Here is a 20,952-nt window from a genome sequence, read left to right on the forward strand (position 1 = left end):
GCAATAAAGTGTAAAAATCACACAAATCACGTATCAAAACACACTATAGAATCGTTCGATTGTCAGACAATATAAGTCACGCCATAAAGTGGTCACAAACTTTAGGCTTTACATACTTACATCTAATTATTTGATATTTATTATAAACGGTAAAATGATGACATCTAAAATTGAACGACATCGATTTCATATTCACGACTTTTTATCTGGAACAGTGGTATTTCTCGTAGCTTTACCGCTATGCCTAGGCATTGCATTGGCTTCTGGCGCACCGATTCTCTCTGGCATTATTGCCGGCATTGTCGGTGGTATTTTAGTCGGAGCATTGAGTGGCTCACATATCAGTGTTGCAGGGCCAGCAGCAGGTTTAACAGCAGTCATTTTGGTACAGCTTGAACTACTCGGCGGCAACTATGCCGCCTTTTTATTGTGTATTGTTTTTGCCGGTATCTTACATATTGGATTTGGCATATTTCGGCTCGGTTTCTTTGCCAACTTTATTCCAAACAATGTCATATTGGGTTTATTGGCAGCCATCGGACTGATCTTGATTGGGAGTCAAATACCTTATCTATTTGGCTTGAACCAATTTTCATGGTCTGTGCTGTGGCAGTCACAGCCGCTCGATTTGCAATGGGATATCGGTGCCGTTCTGATCGGTATCGGTAGCCTTGTGCTGATGTTGCTATGGGAGCAGAGCCCATGCAAAAAGTGGGTTCTGCCTTCTGCTTTAGTTGCTGTTGTCCTCGCTGCACTGTGCAATGCCGTGTTGGTACTCAGTGGTTCGTCTTATGCAGTTCATCCATCGAACCTCATCCAACTTCCAAATCTTTGGGATCAACCACAACAAAATGTGATGATCTTTCCAGATTGGACCGCTTTAAATAATCCACTGATTTACACGGGTGCTATCACTTTGGCGGTTGTGGCGTCATTAGAAACTTTATTAAATTTAGAAGCAGCAGATAAATTAGATCCGCATAAGTGCTCTTCCCCCCCCAATCGAGAGTTATGGGCGCAAGGCATCGGTAATGTCGTTTCGGGCGCTATAGGCGGGATGCCGCTAACTTCAGTAATTGTCCGTAGTTCGGTCAATGCCAGTGCTGGAGCTAAAAGTAAATGTTCTGCTATCTTTCATGGCGTGTTGCTCTTGTTTGCCGTGCTGTGTTTAGTGCCTTTGATGAACATGATTCCGCTTTCAGCATTAGCTGCAATTTTAATCCTCACAGGTTTTAAACTGACACATCCCAAATTGTTTAAACAGCTGTATTTAAAAGGTTGGAAACAATTTATTCCTTTTATTATTACCTTATTGGCGATTTTATTCACAGACTTATTGCTCGGAATCTTGATTGGTTTAGCCAGTAGTGCGGCCTTCATTTTATACGCCAATTTTAATAAGGGGCTGAAGGTGTATAAAGAGCATCATTTACATGGGGTGATTACACGGATTGAATTGCCTTCACAAGTCAGTTTTCTCAACCGGTCGGCATTAATCTCGGCATTGGAACATATCCATCGCGGTGAACAAGTGGTGATTGATGCCACACATGTGAGTGATATGGATGCTGATATTTTCCAACTCATTCAAGAGTACCAACAGGAAAAGGCTGTGCAGCGTAAAGTGCAAGTACAGTTGATTGGTTTCAAGGCACACTATGCCGATGCGCAGGAGGCGGCATTAGATATAGATATCAGTACCGCAGCTTTACAGCAACGTTTGACGCCAGAGGCCGTGCTCGCTTTGCTCAAAGCAGGCAATGAACGTTTTGTACAAAATGAGCGTTTGCAACGAGATATCTATCGTCAACTGCGGGTGACCGCAGAAGAAGGGCAGCATCCGATTGCGGCAGTGTTAGGTTGTATGGATTCTCGTGCGCCGACTGAAATGATTTTTGATGTTGGAATTGGTGATTTATTTAGTTTGCGCATAGCGGGGAATGTCGCGGGGCAAAAAGTTTTGGGTTCATTGGAATTTGCCTGCGAAGCCAAAGGCGCCAAAGTGATCGTAGTGCTTGGTCATACGGACTGTGGTGCGGTTAGCAGTGCTTGTCAGTTGTATTTAGCTGGTCAATCGATACAGAGCCTGACGCGTATGCCGCATATTCAATATGTGCTGGGGCCACTCAATGAGTCTGTATCGCGTGTTGCCGAATTGATGCAACCACAAACGCTGAGTCCGGCATTTTTAGAGCAAGTGACGCAAATGAATGTGCATTACAACATCCGCTATATTTTGCAAAATAGTGAAGTGCTACAGCAATTGGTGCAAGAAGGTAAAGTGGCGATTGTTGGTGCAGTGTATGATGTAAGAACTGGACGGGTTAATTTCTTCGGATAAATAAAATCTGATGACATAAAAAAGGATCATCATGAACACATGATGATCCTTTTTATTGAACTAAAATACACTAGCGAATCATCGGTACGATCCAACTGGTAATGATCAGCAAAATACCGAAATGTCCCAATTTACGGGTCACATATACCAATTTTGACGGCTTTTGTTCCAATTGTTTCGCATAGTCTTCGATGCTAATGCCTTGTTTTGCATTACTGGTAAATAAAAACACCGCCAAATCGATACAAATTAAAATCGTACCAACATCTGCCACCACTTCCATTAAATCGTATTGGCCGCTGATCAAGGCGGTTGACACTTGATAAACAAGGAAAAGTGCAAAAGCGATGCAGGCATACTGCAAAACAGTTAAAAATATCCGCATAAATCTATACTAAATAAGCTCAAAATTTTGAAATAGGATTATAGCGTCCCTCGCAAGAGATTACTGTAACGCTCAGAGTGCTTGCATGACTGCTGGGAAATGTTGCTTTTCAACCAACTCTAAAAACTCATCGCCCATACGCTGACTTTCAGCCACACATTGATTCCACATTTTAATGCGTTGTTGGTTGTCTAAGCCTTTGAGGGTAAAGTCTTTACGGTCAGGCAGTCGGCCAAGCGGCAAGCTTGCAAGGTATTCTTGTGAAGGTGACAGTAACAGGGTACGCGCCTGATTTTCAGGATTGGCTTGGCGTTTAAATAATTTATCAAACCAACCTGGGGTGATGCTATCCGTGAAATGTGGATACAGCACGATGCCCTGACTTTGGAAGGGTAGGTCAATATGATAGTCAATCAGGCCGCCATCGCGGTAACTGCCTTGTGGCGCATCAGGGATATCACGTATCGCGGCCATGACACCGGGAATAGATGCAGAAGCCATAAGCCACGGCATGACACTGTCTTGAGTCAATGCATGGTAATGCGTGGTAAAGCCATCATCCGCCACGGTAAATTGATGACCTGACACAGGCTGACTAATTACACGCTGCATGAAATAACGACTGTGTTTACGTGCGAGCGCTGTCGTGCCCACGATCCCTGCGACAGAGGCTAACAGAGGCAGGGCTTTATCACTTTGGAAAATATGCTGAGCTTTGACTGAAAGCACAGTGAGGTGATAATCCGGGTGATTAACCAGTGCCGCTTCTTGACCTTGAATCAAATCGATCAGCATGCCACGACACACATCGCTGACTTCTTGACGGCTCATCTTTTTATGAAAGCTCAGATTGGTATACAGCTCAGAGAGGCGTTTCGTCCCTTCAATGGCTCCCCAAGCAGCAATACTGGCAAAGCGCCAACTGCCAATCGATGAACCAATTAAAGTACGCTTTTGTTGCGCGCGTGGCAAAAAGTCAGCAAAAATCGCCTGATCTAAACCTTGAATACCAATGCCTTTCGGACCACCCGCAGCACCGGGCAGGATATCCACTTGAGCAGCGTTTAAACCCTCTTGTTCAATCAGTTGGCGGGCTAAATGGCCAGCACGGATATTGAGCGCAGGCGGTCTTTTTTGCAAAATTTGAGTCATGGTAGTCGCTTAAAATACAGTCGTAGAATTATTCTAATGCGTTTTTGCACAGACCCAATGGCTGAAACTTCCGACAAATGACTTCTCAGTCATATCAGGGCGTCTCTCAGGAATGCTGTAATAGTTGTTCGTTATGCCGATGCAATTGAAACAAACTGAGGCAGACGATTGCCCATGTCGCCATTGGAAAGACCGCCCAAGCAAATAGGTTAATGATAAAAATCACGGCCCCAGCTAATAACCAATAATTTAACCCCGCCATCAGCTTTTGCTGTGGCAAACAAAGTAGGAATAAACAGGGAAGTGCATTAAAGAGAATGATCCACCAAAATGTAGCGCTATGCTGCATCCGATACAGGGTGGTGTTGGCTGGCGGTTGCCAGTTTAGAAAAGGCATGTGCATATTTAATTGAACCAACACATCGAGCAGGGTCGAAAAACTATACAGCAAGGCCGTTGCACATGCTCGGAGTGGATTTCGACCATACAGTACCCCTAAATAACTGTATGACATGGCGTTCAGCCTTATTTAAATTTTTGTTTTTATAGCTTTAAGCCCTTTATTGTTAAAAGGCTTAAAGGAGTTATGGATACATCAAGATTATTTAAACACACGCCAAATGGCAAGTAAGCTTGAAAGTGCAATTAATACGATGGAAACATACCATGGCGCAATTATCGCGATGGAGAGGAAGATGGCCATAATACTGCCAAAAACCCAACTACGTTTTTGCTGATGTTCCATTTGCAGGCGCATGCTTTGCAGTTCATTGAGTTGTTTGGCATGCCAAGCCGACTGATTTTTTAAACCATTCAGGCTGTCGATCATCAGCGTTGGTAAATCTTGCGCACCTAAAAGTAAGTCTGGAATTTTTTGTCCGAGTTCTTTTAAGTTTTTCTGCGGATTCATTTGCGCTTTAATCCAATCGGTGAGGATTGGTTTTGCCAAACTCCAAATATCCAATTCAGGATAGAGATCAGTTCCTAAACCTTCAACATGGACCAAGGTCTTGAGCAGCAACATCAATTGTGGCGGAATCTCTAAATGGAAACGACGCGCAATATCCATCACTTGAATCAGGATGCCGGCGAAGTCCAATTCATGCATTGGTTTAGAGACCATCGGGCCAACGGTACGACGCATTTCACGTGCTAATGCATCTTGATCTGTACCCGGTGGAATCCAACCCGCTTGATGCACGATTTGAATCAGCTGCATAAAGTCGCTGTTCATAACCGCAAGCAGCATGCGTGCTACGGTCATTTGGTCGTGCTTTGAAAGCTCACCCATAATCGCGCAGTCCAAGGCAATAAAGCGTGGATTGCTTGGATTGATGGTTTCGACGAAGACATTCCCCGGATGCATGTCTGCATGAAAGAAGTTGTCGCGGAACACTTGGGTAAAGAAAATGGTGAGCCCTTTTTCGGCTAAATCTTTACGATCCATGCGCAAGCGATCAAAGGTCGCAATATCAGAAATCGGCACACCGGTAATACGTTCTTCGACCATGACATCACGGCTGTCCATATAGACTTCAGGCACGTACATCATGCTTGAACCGGTGAAGTAATGACGCATACGACGTGTGTTATCCGCTTCTAAAGTCAAATCCAATTCATTGAGAATAATTTGACGGTAGTCCTGAATAATTTCGGACAGATGCAGGGCACGAGCGGCTTCTAGGCGTTTTTCAAGGAACTGACCAAGCCACTCTAATATTTCAAAATCATGCAGAATTTGATTGCGAATATTCGGGCGAGTCACTTTCACCACGACTTCGCGACCATCATGCAGGGCAGCAGTATGCACTTGTGCAATAGATGCTGCGGCTAATGGTTGCTCGTCAAAGCGTGCAAATAAGGTATTAACATCGGCTTTAAGTGATTCCTGAATGCGCATTTTGGCAACGTCATTCGAAAAAGGTTTTACACGGTCTTGTAGAAGCACCAATTGCTGTAAAACTTCAGGTGGAATCAAATCACGACGGGTAGACAGTAATTGCCCCATTTTAATGGCCAGCGGGCCCATCTCTTCCATGGCTTCTTTGAGCTTGAGCGGATTTTTTCGCTCGCGGCTTGACCATGCCGCAGGGTGCATGCGAATGAGAGAAAGAATATGACGGGCTTTTTCCGGTAATTCTTCCGCAGGAAACAACGTGTCGAGTCTATAGTGCGCAGCAATGCGCCAAAGGTCGAGTAAACGTGAAACGTGCGGAATCATATATGCAATTACCTAGTCTTAAGTGTTGTCTTGTAATGAGTCAATTTGGCTGTGCAGCTGCTGAATTTTTGCTTCTGCACGGTCCAGATTTTGATTCAAAATTCGGGTGTCTTGATTCAGGTCATCCATTTGCCAACGTGGGGCAAGCAAGCCTGAATCTTCTTTTAACGCGTCTTCAGCAAAGAACAAATGGCTTTGTAAAGTACGTTTGAGATGTTTGGGTGCAAGTTGTAACTTACCAATTTCATGCGCAAGGCTTGGACCAATCCAAGGGCTTAGATGCGAAGCTAAATCGGGCTCAGCTTGCTGCATAATGCGTTGGATATCCTGCAATAAGTGATAATCACCTTGCAATGGGATATTGCCGACATCTTCAGCCAACAGCAGTTTAAGGAGCTCGACTACTGTTTTGACATGTAAGGTCGCCGTTGCTTCGGTTGTACTTGACTGCTGCTCGAAAGGGCGTTGCTCAAAGATAGATGCGGTTTCAGAGTGTCCAGTTGGCGTCGGTTCTAAGCGAACTTTCTGATTGTCAAAAAACACATCCACCGACAACTGTGGTGAATCGATCACCACACGAAGCATTTTGCCTTGCAATTCATTCAGTTGGATGCGGGTAATCGCATCCAAATCAATGACATGATGAATTAAGCGTTCAACTGCACCAAGTGCGAGAATCGACCACATAGTTCAGCCTGCAGTATTAAAGTTTGAAACCACGGTGTACAGCCACGATACCACCCGTTAAGTTGTGGTAATCACAGTTTTGGAAGCCCGCATTTTCCATCATACCTTTAAGAGTACGTTGGTCTGGGTGCATACGAATTGATTCTGCAAGGTATTTATAGCTTTCAGAGTCATTCGCTACGATTTTACCCATGATCGGTAATGCAGTGAATGAGTACAAGTCATACAGTTTTGAGAAAGGTTCAAATACCGGTTTAGAGAATTCTAAAATCAGTAAACGACCACCTGGCTTAAGTACGCGGTACATGGCAGCTAGTGCAGCATCTTTGTCAGTCACGTTGCGTAGACCAAATGAAATGGTCAATAGGTCAAAACTGTTGTCTGCAAAAGGTTCTAAAGTTTCAGCATTGGCCAAAACGAAATCGACATTGGTACAACCAGCATCAATGAGGCGGTCACGACCGACATTGAGCATCGATTCGTTAATGTCTGAAAGCACCACATGACCTGTCGGGCCAACTTCACGGCTAAATACTTTGGCAAGGTCACCAGTACCGCCTGCAATATCTAGGACGTGCTGACCGCGACGTACACCAGACATGTTAATGGCAAAGCGTTTCCATAGACGGTGAATACCAAATGACATTAAATCATTCATGATGTCGTATTTTGCAGCCACTGAGTGGAAGACTTCCGCTACTTTTTGCGCTTTATCTTCGCTGCTCACGGTTTGATAACCAAAGTGCGTGGTTGCTCCAACGTTACCAGTATTCGCGCCACGTGGCAGATTATATTTGGGTACTGAACCTGTCACAGGTGTGTCGGTCAGACGTTGTTCTAAAGATTGTTGCTGACCTTGCGCTGTCCCTTGTGGTAAAGGCTCAGTTAAGAATGGACTCACTTTGTCTGTATTTTGTGCCGACTCAGGTGTAGGGGCAGGCGTTTGATTCTCGTTAGACATTAGAGTCACTCCTAACTTATAAATAGGGTTAATGTTGCTTTGCAAGCATGATGACAGATTCTCTGTTGTTATACAGCAGTCATTTGCATTTGTTGTGAATAATATACAGAAAAAATAAGGGTCTGCTGTAATTGCTTTGCAAATCCCCTATAAAAAATCTGAATTCAGTCTTGCAAGCCCAGTTTGTTTTATATCAAACATGGGCTTTGTGGGATGTGAGTTTTGTTAAGCCGCAGGCTGAAACGGGTTCGGGTCACCGGCATGTACACGGTCAATGATTTGGCGTTCTACAGCGGTAAATTCGCGGACAAATTTTTCTGCTGACTTGAGCGGTTTCATCGCCAAGAAGCCATCTTGCATAAAGTCGTACATCACTTCGAAGTTGTATTTGTTTGCTGCGCCCTTACACATTTTAAAGGCGGTATAGACCATAAACGAGCGCATATATTTATCTAAATTACGACCTAAATCGTCTAACAGTTGCAGCTGCAACATGCGGTCTTTACCTTGATCGAGCTTGAGATAGGTCTGACGCATCATTTCATCGGTCAGGGTTGGATTATTTGGATAATCTTGCAGTAATTGCATGGCTACTTGTTCATCGAGCTGTACGGCCAATATCGCAAGTTGTACGCCCGAAGTGCCAGTCTTAATGGCATTATCTGGAATTAGTTTTTCTGCTTTATGCGCATAGCGGGTGAGACGTGCAATTTGTGCTGCTAATGCATCGAAATCAGGGCCGCCATATAAACGGTTAATAAAATATTCAGACATCAGCACATTGTGTTTTTCAGCAAATTGCACAGCATGCGTACGTTGCATGCGCTGCTTTTGCCACTGCTGGACATCTTGTAAACGCTGTAAAATTTCTGGCTTTTTGTGGTAATTCAACTGGTAATACAGTTCAAGTAAATCATCTAATACCGCAAGTTTGGACATTGAGTGTCTCAATTATTTTTTAGATGTTTGAATCTTAGTGGGTGTTGGAGCTTAGGGCTATGACAAAGTGACGAAATTACAGGTCAATATGAGTCAGTTTGTTGCAGAAACGGTCATATTTTGCATTTCAGCATATACATGAAAGCATTGTTGTGGGGTGAAGGGCATGGTTATACTCAAAACAGAATAAAACCAAGGGTCCGCCATGAGCTTAAAAGAAACAGAATTTCAATTGATGGATGAAGAACAACTCTCGGTTGAGCTGATTGAAGCGCAGTATCAACTGAAAAATACCAGCCGTCAGCCCAATGCCAAAAGCATGTTGATTTTAGTGAGTGGAATCGAGCTTGCGGGTAAGGGAGAGGCTGTCAAACAGCTCCGCGAATGGGTCGATCCACGCTACTTAAGGGTGAAAGCGGATGCCCCGATCATGTTTAATCAAAAACAAACGTTTTGGCAGTCTTATGCACGGTTTATTCCTGCCGAAGGGCAAATCATGGTGATGTTTGGAAACTGGTACAGTGATTTGCTCAGTACCGCCATGCATGTGTCGAAGCCTTTGGATGAAACCTTATTTGATGAATATGTCGAGAACATGCGAGCCTATGAACAAGACCTAAAAAATAATCATGTCGATGTGATTAAGGTCTGGTTCGATTTATCTTGGAAATCCTTACAAAAGCGCTTGGATGAAATGGACCCGAGTGAAGCGCGTTGGCATAAATTGCATGGTTTAGATTGGCGCAATAAAAAACAATATGACAACCTACAACGTTTACGTCAGCGTTTTAGTCATGACTGGGTCATCATCGACTGTGAAGATGAGCAAGTCCGTGATCAACAATTTGCACAGCATATTTTACGCACTTTAAAACATTGTCCAGCACATGAAACCAAAGCGGTGGGGCGCTGGAAACAAGCCAAAACACCACAGGCTTTATTGGAGCCAAGTACAGCCGTCGCTGATGAAGCCGATTATAAAAAAGAATTAAAAAAATTAAGCCGTAAGGTGGCTGAAGCTTTACGTTTTGATTCACGCAACGTGGTGATCGTGTTTGAAGGGATGGATGCCGCAGGGAAAGGCGGAGCAATTAAACGTATTGTTAAAAAGTTAGACCCACGCGAATATGAAATTCATACCATAGCAGCACCTGAAAAATATGAACTACGCCGTCCTTACTTATGGCGCTTTTGGAATAAAATTGTCCCTGAAGAGAAAATCACGATTTTTGACCGCAGTTGGTATGGTCGCGTCTTGGTTGAGCGGATTGAAGGCTTTGCCAATACGGTTGAATGGCAGAGGGCCTATGATGAAATCAACCGTTTTGAAAAGGACTTATATGACAGTCAAACGGTCGTTATCAAGTTCTGGTTAGCCATAGGAAAGGATGAGCAAGCTGCACGGTTTAAAGCTCGAGAAGAAACCGCGCATAAGCGTTTTAAAATTACTCCAGATGACTGGCGGAATCGTGACCGTTGGGATGACTATCTCAAAGCTGCCGCAGATATGTTGCAACGTACGGATACAGAATATGCGCCGTGGCATGTGATCGCGACCAATGACAAACATAGTGCGCGCTTACAGGTATTAGAGACGATCTTAGCGCAATTGAAAGCAGATTGAATGCATGAAAAAAGCCACGATATTCGTGGCTTTTTTCATTTTCAAAACTAGCTCATTTTCAGATCTACTTAATCTTTAGATCTATGGTTTAGATCACTTTGATTTATAAACGATGTTGATGCGCTAGATATCGCCGTTAAACATTGTTCGGCGTTGGGACAGGTTGGTTCGGAAATTTCTGTTGAATACGCTTCGCCAATTGGTAGCTTTCTTCTACATGGGTTTCAGCGACTTTTTTCATCACAATATAACCCAAACTGGCTGCCACCAATTGTCCACCTAATGGAATAAATTTAGTGACTTGTTTGGTAATATATTTTGCTGCAATGTTATTTAGCGATTTTTTCATCGCGGTTCGTGCAACCACTAAACCAGAAAATTCGACACCACGTTTACGCAGTTCTGTCCAATGAATTTGTTTGGTTTTTGGATCATACACACTAATTTGATCTGGCGCTAAACCAAAACGCGCATTAATTTCTGGAATGAGCTGTGACAAAATTCCGACGTCAATCACCACATCCAAAAATGGCACAGGAATAATAGCTGCACCTGCTGAAAAATAAGCACGTTTTTTGACGAGCTCTAAGCATTCAGCGCGAATAATGTCCAGATTTAAGTTAGGGTCGATGGAATCAGGAATGTTATCAATTTTCATAAGCAGATACCCTTGATACTGGATTGGTTTTTTTCTCATAAAGTATCATTAAGATACTTGTTTAAAAGCATTTTTTGCAATCTATTCTCTTGTCAAAGTCGCATAGACAGCCCAAGATGTATAGTAAATAATCATTGTTGTTTTGTAGTAGTTGGTCACTCAGGCTGTAAAGGTAATCCATGGCAATACATGTAATTCAAAGTCAACGAATCGAAGTTTTGGTGGATTGTCTAATCGAAAAATTGAAATCGAATCAATCGACCAATGCTTTGTCCGTCTTGCAAGAACGACATATCGTGGTGCCCGATCAAGCCATTGCTGCATGGTTAGAAAAACAAATTGCTGAAAAAATCAGTATTAGTGCCAATATTAAGCATCATCGTAAAATTTTAGGGTTGCAGTGGAAAGCCTACGATTGGGCCTTGCCGAATAAACAAGACCGAGAGCGGATTAAAGGTATCAACATGCCGCCGTTGATTATGCAATGGCGTATTTATAATGCTTTAGCGGTTTTTATTGCAGCTGATCAGTTTGATGCAGCACAGATTCCGACAGATGTTCAGCCCTTAGTTCAGCGTATTTTTGACAGCACAGCACAGCTCTCAGATCGAAAAAAACGTGAGCAAAAGCGGCAAGAAATGTTGTACTGGATCGCTGCTCAAGTCACTCGGCTTTTTACCAACTACATGGCCTTTCGTGGCAGTTGTATTCATACCCCAGATGAAGGTGTTGAGCACTGGATTTGTCCACATTGCGATACCGATTGGTTGAAGGCGTGGAGTCACAATCAGCCGTTAAATATCATGCAACTCACAGGTCTGAAACCTGAACAAGCCGATGAATATCTACCGACGCAGGCTCGACAACTGGAGCATTGGCAGCGTTGGTTATGGCATCAAGTATTCCAAAAAGACTTTAATGACCGTCAGGAAATAGACAATAAATTTTGGTTTGCCTTGGCGCGTGCTGAGCAAAATCGGCAGCAGCAGTTTGATTTGGATGCTGAGGATGATGAACGCGATGATGATGAGCGTCATCAAACCTATAACGGTTTGCCTGAACAAATTTTTGTTTTTACGACCTTAGAATTACCACCTGCACAACTGAAATTTTTATATCGCTTGGCGGCGTATACCGAAGTACATTTGTTGTATTTCAACCCATCGCGTGAGTATTGGGCAGACATGGTCGATCCAGTTTGGAAAGATCGTTATAACTTGAAATTACAACAGCGTTATATTGAGCGAAATCCCAATGTCAGCACAGCGCAAATTCAGGCCTATCTGAGTACGACCAATGCCGAATTTCGTGAATCACAGCATTCACTACTGACGCGTTTAGGCAAGCGTGCGCGGGATAACTTTGCATTATTGGTGAATATGTCTGGTGGCGAAGGCTGGGAAGATATTTTTCCAGACACCGAGCCGACAACACTGCTCGCTCAAATTCAATATGACATCATGACCTTAGAAGAACCCGAGCAGCATCAATATGCACTCGCGGGGGCAGATGAATCGATTCAATTTCATGTCTGTCATTCTAGCCTGCGTCAGTTAGAGGTTTTACGTGAGCAGTTGGTGCATTGGTTGGCCGATGGCACGGAACAAGAGCCACGCCATCCGAGTGATATCTTGGTCTTGGTGCCAAACTTAAAAGAACTGGAACCGCATATTCGGACGGTCTTTTCGACGACTCGAGGCATGGGTCGCAGTGCTGTGGATTTACCTTATATCCCAGTCAAAATTGCAGGGGTGGTCAGTCAAGATATTCAAAATGCATGGCAAGCCTTTGTTGGACGCATTGAAATTAGTCAAGGTCGTTTTACCGCAGAAGATTTTCATGATTGGCTGAATTTGAATGCGGTGCAAGAACTGTATCAGCTCGACCATGTGCAAATGGAACGTATGATGGAACTGCTGATTCAAGCCGGTTTCCGTCGTGGTTTAGACGAACAGCACATGTTGGCTTATTTGTCCGAGCAAGACCGAGATTATCGTTATACCTTTAAATTTGCATTAGACCGTTTGGCTTTAGGGATTGCGATTCCACAACATGCCGTATTTGAGGACACGTTAAGTTTTGCAGGGGTGTTGAGTAGTGATTTTGAGTTGGTGCAAACTTTAATTCAGATCTACCGAGATATCAGTGCGCGTCGAGATTGGCTCAATCCAAATCTCAGCGCACAGACGGTCAAAGCATGGTTGCAACAATTAGACGCAGATTTGAAGCCTTTTGTGGAGGCCAGTGGTCGTGCATTTGAAACCATTCGCAGTGTAATGCGTGCGATGACGCAACGTCTGCACAATGCTCAAAGTGATAAAGTTGAGTCGCTCCCCAATAGCTTTAATTTGCCATTATCTTTGCTGCTCAAAGAAATACAACAAGGCATCGATAGCTCTGCCGATCAGATCGAACCGACAGGATCAGTGACCTTTGCGGACATGGGGAAAATCCGCCAAGTCCCATTTTCATTGGTGGTGTTAATGAACATGGATAGCGGCAAATTTCCGCGTCGTGATCAGCAAGTGCCTTTTGATTTGATGGATGTGTTTAAACCGGTTTTGGGTGATCGCTCTCGTTTGGAAGATGATAAAGGTGCATTTCTAGATGCCTTGTTATTTGCCCGACAGTCCTTGTGGATTTTCTATAATGGCTTTGATGTCAATGATGGTGAAAGTCGGGAGCCATCCTCTGTGATATATGAATTTAGCCAGTTCCTCGCACGGATGATTCAGCCGCAGCAATTGAACCAACCCCATGATGCCATGCTGGATTTGGATGGCTTACGCATTCCACAGCAGCTCGAGCCGCTATACCATATTTATCCTTTGCAGCCTTTTGACCCGATGGGTTTTCAGCAGTCGAAAAACTTACGATATAAAGATCAATGGTTTGCTGTGGCGGAACATATTTTAGATCAGTCTGGACAACGCCAATCGTGGATTAACCGTGATTATCCTGTGCATGATGAGCAAGAAGTACGGGTTTTAGATGGTCAAGAATGGATTAAAGATGTGGTGTTTCCTGCCCGTGCATATTTGAAAACGCTTGGCGTGGCCAGTGTCTATACTGGTGACCAATTGCCGCAGCAAGAGCCTTTATTGCTCGACCGTTTACAGCAATATCATGTCCGTGACTTATTGCAAAAGCATTATGTGCAACCTGCCTCTCGTGTCCATCAAGCTGAGGATCAGAACTCTACGACTCCAACTGAACCGGATATGGCCTTGTTCCAAGATGTACTGCCTGTGGGACATAGTCAAATAGCGACTTGGAAGCTCAGTTTGCAAGAGCAGGCACAGTTATTAGAGCGTTTAGATGGACGTTGTGTAACCGTGACCACCCTACAAAACTTACAGCTTGAACCGCATTTGATACTGAGTATCACCGTGCCTGAAGACTCTCAGAGTATGCATTGGTTAAGCTGTATGGCGTCTGGGGCAAAGCCTAAGCGTCAGACGCAAACCTGGCTCGAATATCTATTGTGGTTGAGCTATTTAGACTTAGGCGATGAGGGCGCTGCGTATCGTCGTGAAGTGATTTGTAATGATAAAAGCATAGTCTGTTGTGGATTAAGCTCTGCACAAGCCAAGCTGCAGCTCAGTGAGTGGGTGGCGATGTGGAAACATGCACAAAAACGTCCAGTGGTGCTGCCTGCTGCCTTAATTCGCCAAGAAAAATGCACTTGGGTGGAAAATGAAACAGGCCAACTCATGCCTGATAATTTTGCAAAGCTTCAAGAGGAATGGCTGAAAAATCATAGTTTTGGTGGAGTGGAGTTGGAGTCGAATGAAGCCAATAGCCACCATCGTGATTGGAGCTTTATTTTACAGCAACAAGCGGCAGATGAACTTCTGGCATTGTCCTGTCGTTATTATGCAGAACGTTTATATCATGTGATGGATACCGAGGCGGATGACGGCCTAAAAAAACTTAATGTCATCAAGCCTGAGGTGAAAAAATGAATATGCCACAGCAAGCGATGAAAATGTCCACCAACCCGATTGCAGACATGAGCTTTACCGGACTGCACTGGATTGAAGCCTCTGCGGGTACTGGTAAAACCTATACGCTTTCCAGTCTGATGGTGCGGATTTTTCTCGATCGTTATATGCCGAATCAGGTCATTGCCACTACCTTTACACGTAAGGCTACAGCGGAACTCAAAGCGCGGGTTCGGCTGCGGATTGAAGAAACCCGTGACTTTATTTATGGCCTGCTCGCGGCATCTCAAGGTGAGTTGGCCGAACTTCAGCAAAGTTTGAGTGACCCCTTGTATCAGCAAGTGCTGAAAGATCATGGGCATCACTTAGATTATGCCTACAATCGTCTGAACGTGGTCTTACAACAATATGAAGAACTCTTTGTCGGAACTTTAGACAGCTTTAGTCAAAAGTTATTACGTGAATTTGCCTTTGAAAGTGGTCGTATCGAACAGGTGCAAATCAGTGATGATGAAGACCTGCATATTGAACGGATCATTCATGATTTATTAAGAGATTGGATCCAGCAGCAGCCTGCACATTTGATTGAATATTTGATGTTGAATCATCAGTTGAAAGGTCCTGAATATTATCTGGGCGTGGTAAAGGAAAGTCTAAATTTCCCATCGGTGGATTTACGCGTCCCTGAATTACCCGAAAATGCCTTGGCGCATTTTGAAGCGATGTGTCATCAGCTTGCACAAATGCTGCCTGCCGCTCGTGTAGAGCTTGCAGCGTGTTTTGATGCCGCAAGTCATTATAAAAACCTGGTGGACGCTCGACGTTTTAATAAAGGGGCATTTTTTGTCACCTTTAACACACGCATTCCCGAGTTTTTACAGCACTTTGAAGCTGCGGGTAGCCAAGGGGTTTTGACCCAGTCCGACGTGTTACAACCGACGATGAAAGCCATTCGCTCATTGTTTTATGATCCGAATAAAACTGAATTTAAGCCACGTGTCTTTAAAGACAAAGTCGTTGAAGAACAGCCGGATATCTCAAAAGAATTTTATCAACATGCTTTTGTTCAACAACTCCGAGCGGTGCTCAATGCTTATGAACATATCAATCAAGCAGAACAATTTCTAAACTTTTATTTGGCACAGGAAGTTAAAAAGCGTTTGCCTCAAGTGTTGTCCCACGCTGGGGAAACCACCTTTTCACAACAAATTCGGACCTTGTCGGAAGCCTTACAGCAAAGCTCAGCAGCAGGGAAAGACAGTTTTGCCGCTCATGTTTTGGCACGATATCCGCTGATTTTAGTCGATGAATTTCAAGACACCAACCAAGATCAAGATGACATGCTATCCAGTATTTGGCGGGTCAAGGAGCGCTTACATCAGGGCTGTATGATTATGGTTGGCGACCCCAAACAGGCGATTTATGGATTCCGTGGCGGTGACATGCTGACCTATCGTAAAGCGCGTCATGATATTCAAACCAAGGGTGGACGTTGTTATACCTTGAACAAAAACCATCGTTCAGTCAAAAACTTGGTTGAAGTGGTGGATGCCTTGTTTCATCGGCAAACGGACTTTGGTGAGCAAGTTGAATACACCCCGATTCAAGCAGGTGAGCGTGAGCATCCGCCGTTGATTGATCATGATCAAGTCAATCCACAACCTCTGCGTTGGTTGGCTTTGGATGAAACGCTGAATGAAGCTGAGCAAGTGGCTTGGCAGATTCAGTCATTGCTCAACCAAGCGCAGCAAGGACATTTATATTTTCAAGACAACAATACCCAGCGAGCACTGACAGCAAACGATATTGCGGTCTTGGGGCAAAACCATTTCGACTTAGAGCAAGTGCAACAATGTTTATTGCAGCTCGGCGTTCCTTGTTATAAAGCATCTCGGGACAGTGTCTATAAAAGTTCCGTCGCACAAGATGTAGCCGCTTTGCTGACCGCGATTTTGAATCCCTATCAAGAAGCCAAGGTGAAACGTGCGCTGCTGAGCCGTTTATTGGGTTTTGATCTGAAACAACTGGTCGCACTCGAACAGCAGGCAGATGAACTGAGCGACATCATCGAAAAACTCGAACAGATTCGACAAATTTGGCATGAGCAAGGATTCCGCAGCGCGTGGAATAGCTGCATGACGGTCTTTCAGGTGTGGACGCGTTTGGTGGCTGGGCAAAGTCGAGATAATGAACGCACAGTGGTGAATTTACGCCATATCGCAGAATTATTAAGTCAGCAAAGTGAACATTACACAGGTGCACATAAGCTTTATCAATGGTTTATTCGCCAAATCAATTTAGGCATCAATAATGAAAGTACCCAGGAGCGAAAATTGACTGGGCAATTGGGGGTGCAACTGATGACGATTCATGCATCCAAAGGCTTAGAGTTTGGTTGTGTATTTTTATTGGGAGCAAATGCAGGCTTAAGTGAAAAAGGCAATTTGAATTTTTCCCTTAAAGACAATCAGCAAAAAAGCCTTGGGTTAGAACGTGTGATTGCCGTGAAGTCTTCGGACTTACCCGAAGATGATATTCAACAAAATGATGCGCGCAATGAAGCAGAGCATCATCGCTTGTGGTACGTGGCGTTGACCCGTGCCAGTTATCGTGTCTATGCCGTGCTACGTCATCATGAAGTAGAAAAGAAACAAATGGCAGAAGCGCGTTCAGGACTGACTTTTTGGCGTGGAAGCGAACCTGATCTGTTCCAACATACAGAAAGTGTGGATGCTGATGTTTTGCGTGCAGCACCACCAATTTTGACTCAGACTCAGGTTGAAACTGTTGTATTAGACGCGGAAGAAATTCCCAACAGCCATTTTTATCCACGGGAAACCACCAGTTTTACCGCGCTCACGCGTACGGCACATAAGACACATATACAACGTGACCAATTGGCAGCGGTTGTGACCGAGCCAGAAGACAGTGCTGCCGATGAAGTGGAACAGCTTGAAATTATTGAAGCAGAAACTGCAGAGAAAATTAGTTGGATTAAACGGCACTTTCCAAAGGGAACCAAGCCCGGAAGTTTCTTGCACAAGTTGATGGAAAAAGTTCGATTTAGCACCCCAGAAGATAAGTTGGCCAAAGCCATCGCAACGCGTTTTCATAGTGATGTTGAGTTTGATTCGCCGCAAATATTGCAAAATTTGATTAAACAGTTTGGGCAAACGGCGAACCCTGAACAAGACGAAGCTGAACTGATTGAAGAAATGCAGGAATGGTACAGTCAAATCATTCATACACCGTTGCATGATGGTTTTAGCCTGCATCAGTTAAACGATGGTGAATATCGTTCAGAAATGGACTTTCATTTAAGTATGGCAGATCGTGCATTGGCAATACGTAAAATACGCATGCTATTTGAAAGCCTAAATGAGCCAGATTTACGGATACAAGATTTGAATGATGTGTTTACAGCACGCTATCTGACGGGGTCGATTGACTTGGTATATTATGATGGTCAGCGTTATCACATTGCCGATTATAAAAGTAATTTCTTAGGCGATCAGACCGCACATTATAATCATGCCTATATTCGAGAAAGTATGAGTCATTCTAGTTACTGGTTGCAGGCGGCTTTATATTTGGTGGCCCTACATCGTTATTTGAAAGCCGTGATGAAAGACTATGACATGAAGCAGCATTTGGGTGGGGCGAGTTATTTGTATCTTCGCGGTATGGATGGACAGTCCGATCGTGGGGTATATCACTGGAAGCCGGCGGATACATTCATTCAAAACCTCGATGCAATATTGAGCGAAAAGGTTGTGGCTAAAACGTGAATAAGCACGAAAAAGATAAAAATATTCACGCTGAAACAATAAGTTGCATTGTGGATAAGTTTGAGGATAACTGTGTGGAAAATGATCAAAAAGCCTTATCAGCACAGCCTTTGCACGCGGGACAAGAAAATACTGTAGAAACGCAGGTTTTAGTTCCCCAAAATACCCAAGAAAAAGCTGATTTAGATGCGGTTTTGCCGGATTGGATTGACTATTTAATCCAACATTATTTACCCGATCAGGCCAGTCATCCTGCTGCAAATCAGTTAATTCAACAATTGATGCAAGCCGTGGAAAAAGGCGACAGTTGTATTTTGGCCGAAGATGCGCAGATTCAATGTTTGGCTCAGATGGTTCAGCACGAGCAAGCTGAAAAAACACCTGTTGCGCCTTTTATTTTTGATTCACAGCGACTTTATCTTTATCGCTATTGGGCACTAGAAAATGCTTTAGCCAAGCAAGTTGCACGTTTAAAACAGCAAACAGAGCAAAATCTCAATCAAACGCAGATGCTTAATATTGAAAAGGATTTACTGACCGATCCCCATCAGATCCAAGCACTGTACATGGTGTGTCAGCACAATTTTAATATCATTACCGGTGGGCCTGGGACAGGTAAAACCTATACCTTGGCTCGGATTATTGCCGTGTTGAATGAGCAAAATCCAAATTTAAGAATTGCGATGGCAGCGCCGACAGGAAAAGCGGCGCAGCGAATGGAAGAAGCCTTACAAGCAGCGTTTAAAGATCCTGCATTGCAGCATTATTCGATTATTCACAAACATTTGAAACCCGTAACTTTGCATCGTCTATTGGGTTTAGGGACGCGCGCTATCCCGCGGTTTAATGAGCGCCAACGCTTACCCTATGACGTCATTGTGGTCGATGAAGCCTCCATGTTGGATTTAAGTTTGGCGCAGATGCTATTCGCGGCAATCCCTCAACACAGCAAGCTGATTCTCTTAGGGGATGCAGAACAGTTGGCTTCGGTCGATGTTGGCGCTGTTTTGGCCAACCTTCAGGATGTCGATGCCTTACAAGCCAACCGTACCCATTTACAGACCAGCCGCCGTTTTGTACAGGGTGCAGCCATTGGTGAGTTTGCTCGTTTTATTCAACAACAAGAACAACAGCAAACAACCACTGAAGTTCTGGCGAAATTCGAACATCAGGTGGTATCTGCATCCGAACTTCAGCCGATTCAACTGACACCGAATATGAGCGATGTGATTCAGTTGCAATATCTCCCCGACGCTACGAACAGTGCGGCACATTGGGCAAAATATTATGATCAACTGATGTATGGTTTTCAGCCCTATGTGGCATGGTTAAAACAATGGCCAGAGCAACCCGCTGAATATGCAAATTGGTCAGCCCAATTGATTCGCTATTTTGATGATTATCGGATTCTATCGGCCATTCGACATGGAAAATTAGGCTTACACGAACTCAATCAGCAGATTGAACTTCGGGTCTTAAATACCTTGGGTGTGTTGAAACAAGGGGATTGGTATGTCGGTCGTCCAGTCATGATGACCTATAACGATTATCAACTTGGACTATCAAATGGTGATATCGGGATTTGCTTAAAACGACCGATGACGGAAAAGTCGCAGTTTGAGGTTTATTTTCCAAGTTTGGATAAATGGGTGGTGGCAACACGGTTACCTAAAAGTATAGAAACCGCCTATGCCTTGACCATACATAAGTCTCAAGGTTCTGAATTTACCCATACGGCGGTAGTTTTGGAAAATCATGCTACCGAAATGATGAGTAAAGAGCTGATTTATACCGCCATCACTCGTGCCAAAAAAGTGGTGAGTTTGCTTGTTGCAAAAGATGCATTGGCAAAAGCGCTTATAAAAAGAACAGCGCGAGTTAGTGGTCTGTTAGAAAAAATTAACAATCACCTACCTTTGTAAAGCCTAGGCAAAATGTACCGTATTTTGTAAGAAATGGCTTACATCGATTCAGGAGATTTGCGCATAGAGCTTTTTAGAGCTTTTTGAGAAGATGACTTCACAGAAAAAGAACTCAACACGGATGGTTGAGTAAAATCGCAAAAGTATAAGAATAACGTCAAAAGACAGCGAACTTACAGTGAAGTAAGGAAATAGGAAACTTACAGCCGCTAAGCCTTGTAGTTTTGGGAGAGACTACAGGGCTTTTTTATGTCTGGAAAATAAGAAATGCCTATACGCTGTAACAGAAAAGAAATAGAGCTTAACTGATGTACGAAAAAGCTTACATAT

General features: G+C 43.8%; 13 protein-coding genes. 5 read left to right on the plus strand and 8 right to left on the minus strand.

Annotation, left to right across the window (positions count from 1 at the left end):
* Nucleotides 1–157 precede the first annotated feature (157 nt).
* On the plus strand, nt 158–2,341 hold the full coding sequence (locus MST16_RS01610) for a SulP family inorganic anion transporter (RefSeq protein ID WP_180092075.1): 2,184 nt from the start codon (nt 158–160) through the stop codon (nt 2,339–2,341).
* A 70-nt stretch (nt 2,342–2,411) separates the two neighbouring features.
* On the opposite strand, the gene MST16_RS01615 is transcribed toward MST16_RS01610, so the two are convergent.
* From MST16_RS01615 to MST16_RS01645, 7 genes are all read right to left on the minus strand, one after another.
* The gene (locus MST16_RS01615; protein ID WP_078189807.1) at nt 2,412–2,726 is read right to left on the minus strand and encodes a hypothetical protein; all 315 of its coding nucleotides are present in this window, start codon (nt 2,724–2,726) and stop codon (nt 2,412–2,414) included.
* A gap of 72 nt (nt 2,727–2,798) precedes the next feature.
* Nucleotides 2,799–3,878, minus strand: coding sequence for a patatin-like phospholipase family protein (locus tag MST16_RS01620; protein ID WP_180002876.1), 1,080 nt, complete (start codon nt 3,876–3,878; stop codon nt 2,799–2,801).
* A gap of 106 nt (nt 3,879–3,984) precedes the next feature.
* Complete coding sequence (locus MST16_RS01625) at nt 3,985–4,392, minus strand: hypothetical protein (RefSeq protein ID WP_180010239.1); 408 nt, start codon at nt 4,390–4,392, stop codon at nt 3,985–3,987.
* An 87-nt stretch (nt 4,393–4,479) separates the two neighbouring features.
* Complete coding sequence (locus MST16_RS01630; protein ID WP_180002880.1) at nt 4,480–6,099, minus strand: AarF/ABC1/UbiB kinase family protein; 1,620 nt, start codon at nt 6,097–6,099, stop codon at nt 4,480–4,482.
* A gap of 18 nt (nt 6,100–6,117) precedes the next feature.
* The gene (locus MST16_RS01635) at nt 6,118–6,786 is read right to left on the minus strand and encodes an SCP2 domain-containing protein (RefSeq protein WP_180010240.1); all 669 of its coding nucleotides are present in this window, start codon (nt 6,784–6,786) and stop codon (nt 6,118–6,120) included.
* A 16-nt stretch (nt 6,787–6,802) separates the two neighbouring features.
* Entirely contained in the window at nt 6,803–7,747 is a 945-nt protein-coding gene (gene ubiE, locus MST16_RS01640) for a bifunctional demethylmenaquinone methyltransferase/2-methoxy-6-polyprenyl-1,4-benzoquinol methylase UbiE (protein WP_078189802.1), read from the minus strand.
* 225 nt (nt 7,748–7,972) lie between these two features.
* Nucleotides 7,973–8,686, minus strand: a complete 714-nt coding sequence (locus tag MST16_RS01645) for a hypothetical protein (protein WP_180010241.1) — start codon at nt 8,684–8,686, stop codon at nt 7,973–7,975.
* A 205-nt stretch (nt 8,687–8,891) separates the two neighbouring features.
* Between MST16_RS01645 and MST16_RS01650 the strand changes: the two genes are divergently transcribed.
* On the plus strand, nt 8,892–10,310 hold the full coding sequence (locus tag MST16_RS01650) for a phosphate--AMP phosphotransferase (protein WP_180010242.1): 1,419 nt from the start codon (nt 8,892–8,894) through the stop codon (nt 10,308–10,310).
* A 136-nt stretch (nt 10,311–10,446) separates the two neighbouring features.
* Here MST16_RS01650 and MST16_RS01655 read toward each other — a convergent pair whose 3' ends face one another.
* The gene (locus tag MST16_RS01655) at nt 10,447–10,968 is read right to left on the minus strand and encodes a hypothetical protein (RefSeq protein WP_168377972.1); all 522 of its coding nucleotides are present in this window, start codon (nt 10,966–10,968) and stop codon (nt 10,447–10,449) included.
* 179 nt (nt 10,969–11,147) lie between these two features.
* On the opposite strand from MST16_RS01655, the gene MST16_RS01660 reads away from it, so the two are divergent.
* From MST16_RS01660 to recD, 3 genes are all read left to right on the plus strand, one after another.
* A complete protein-coding gene (locus MST16_RS01660) occupies nt 11,148–14,933 on the plus strand; it encodes an exodeoxyribonuclease V subunit gamma (RefSeq protein WP_180010243.1) in 3,786 nt (1,261 codons plus the stop codon).
* Nucleotides 14,930–18,700: a UvrD-helicase domain-containing protein gene (locus MST16_RS01665; protein WP_180010244.1), complete on the plus strand. Its 3,771-nt coding sequence runs from the start codon at nt 14,930–14,932 to the stop codon at nt 18,698–18,700. Before MST16_RS01660 ends, MST16_RS01665 begins: the two co-directional genes overlap by 4 nt.
* 194 nt (nt 18,701–18,894) lie before the next feature.
* Complete coding sequence (gene recD / locus MST16_RS01670) at nt 18,895–20,622, plus strand: exodeoxyribonuclease V subunit alpha (RefSeq protein WP_257220725.1); 1,728 nt, start codon at nt 18,895–18,897, stop codon at nt 20,620–20,622.
* The last annotated feature ends 330 nt before the right edge of the window (nt 20,623–20,952 follow it).

Origin of the sequence: Acinetobacter sp. YH16040_T, assembly GCF_024605785.1 — a bacterium.
GTDB lineage: Bacteria > Pseudomonadota > Gammaproteobacteria > Pseudomonadales > Moraxellaceae > Acinetobacter > Acinetobacter amyesii.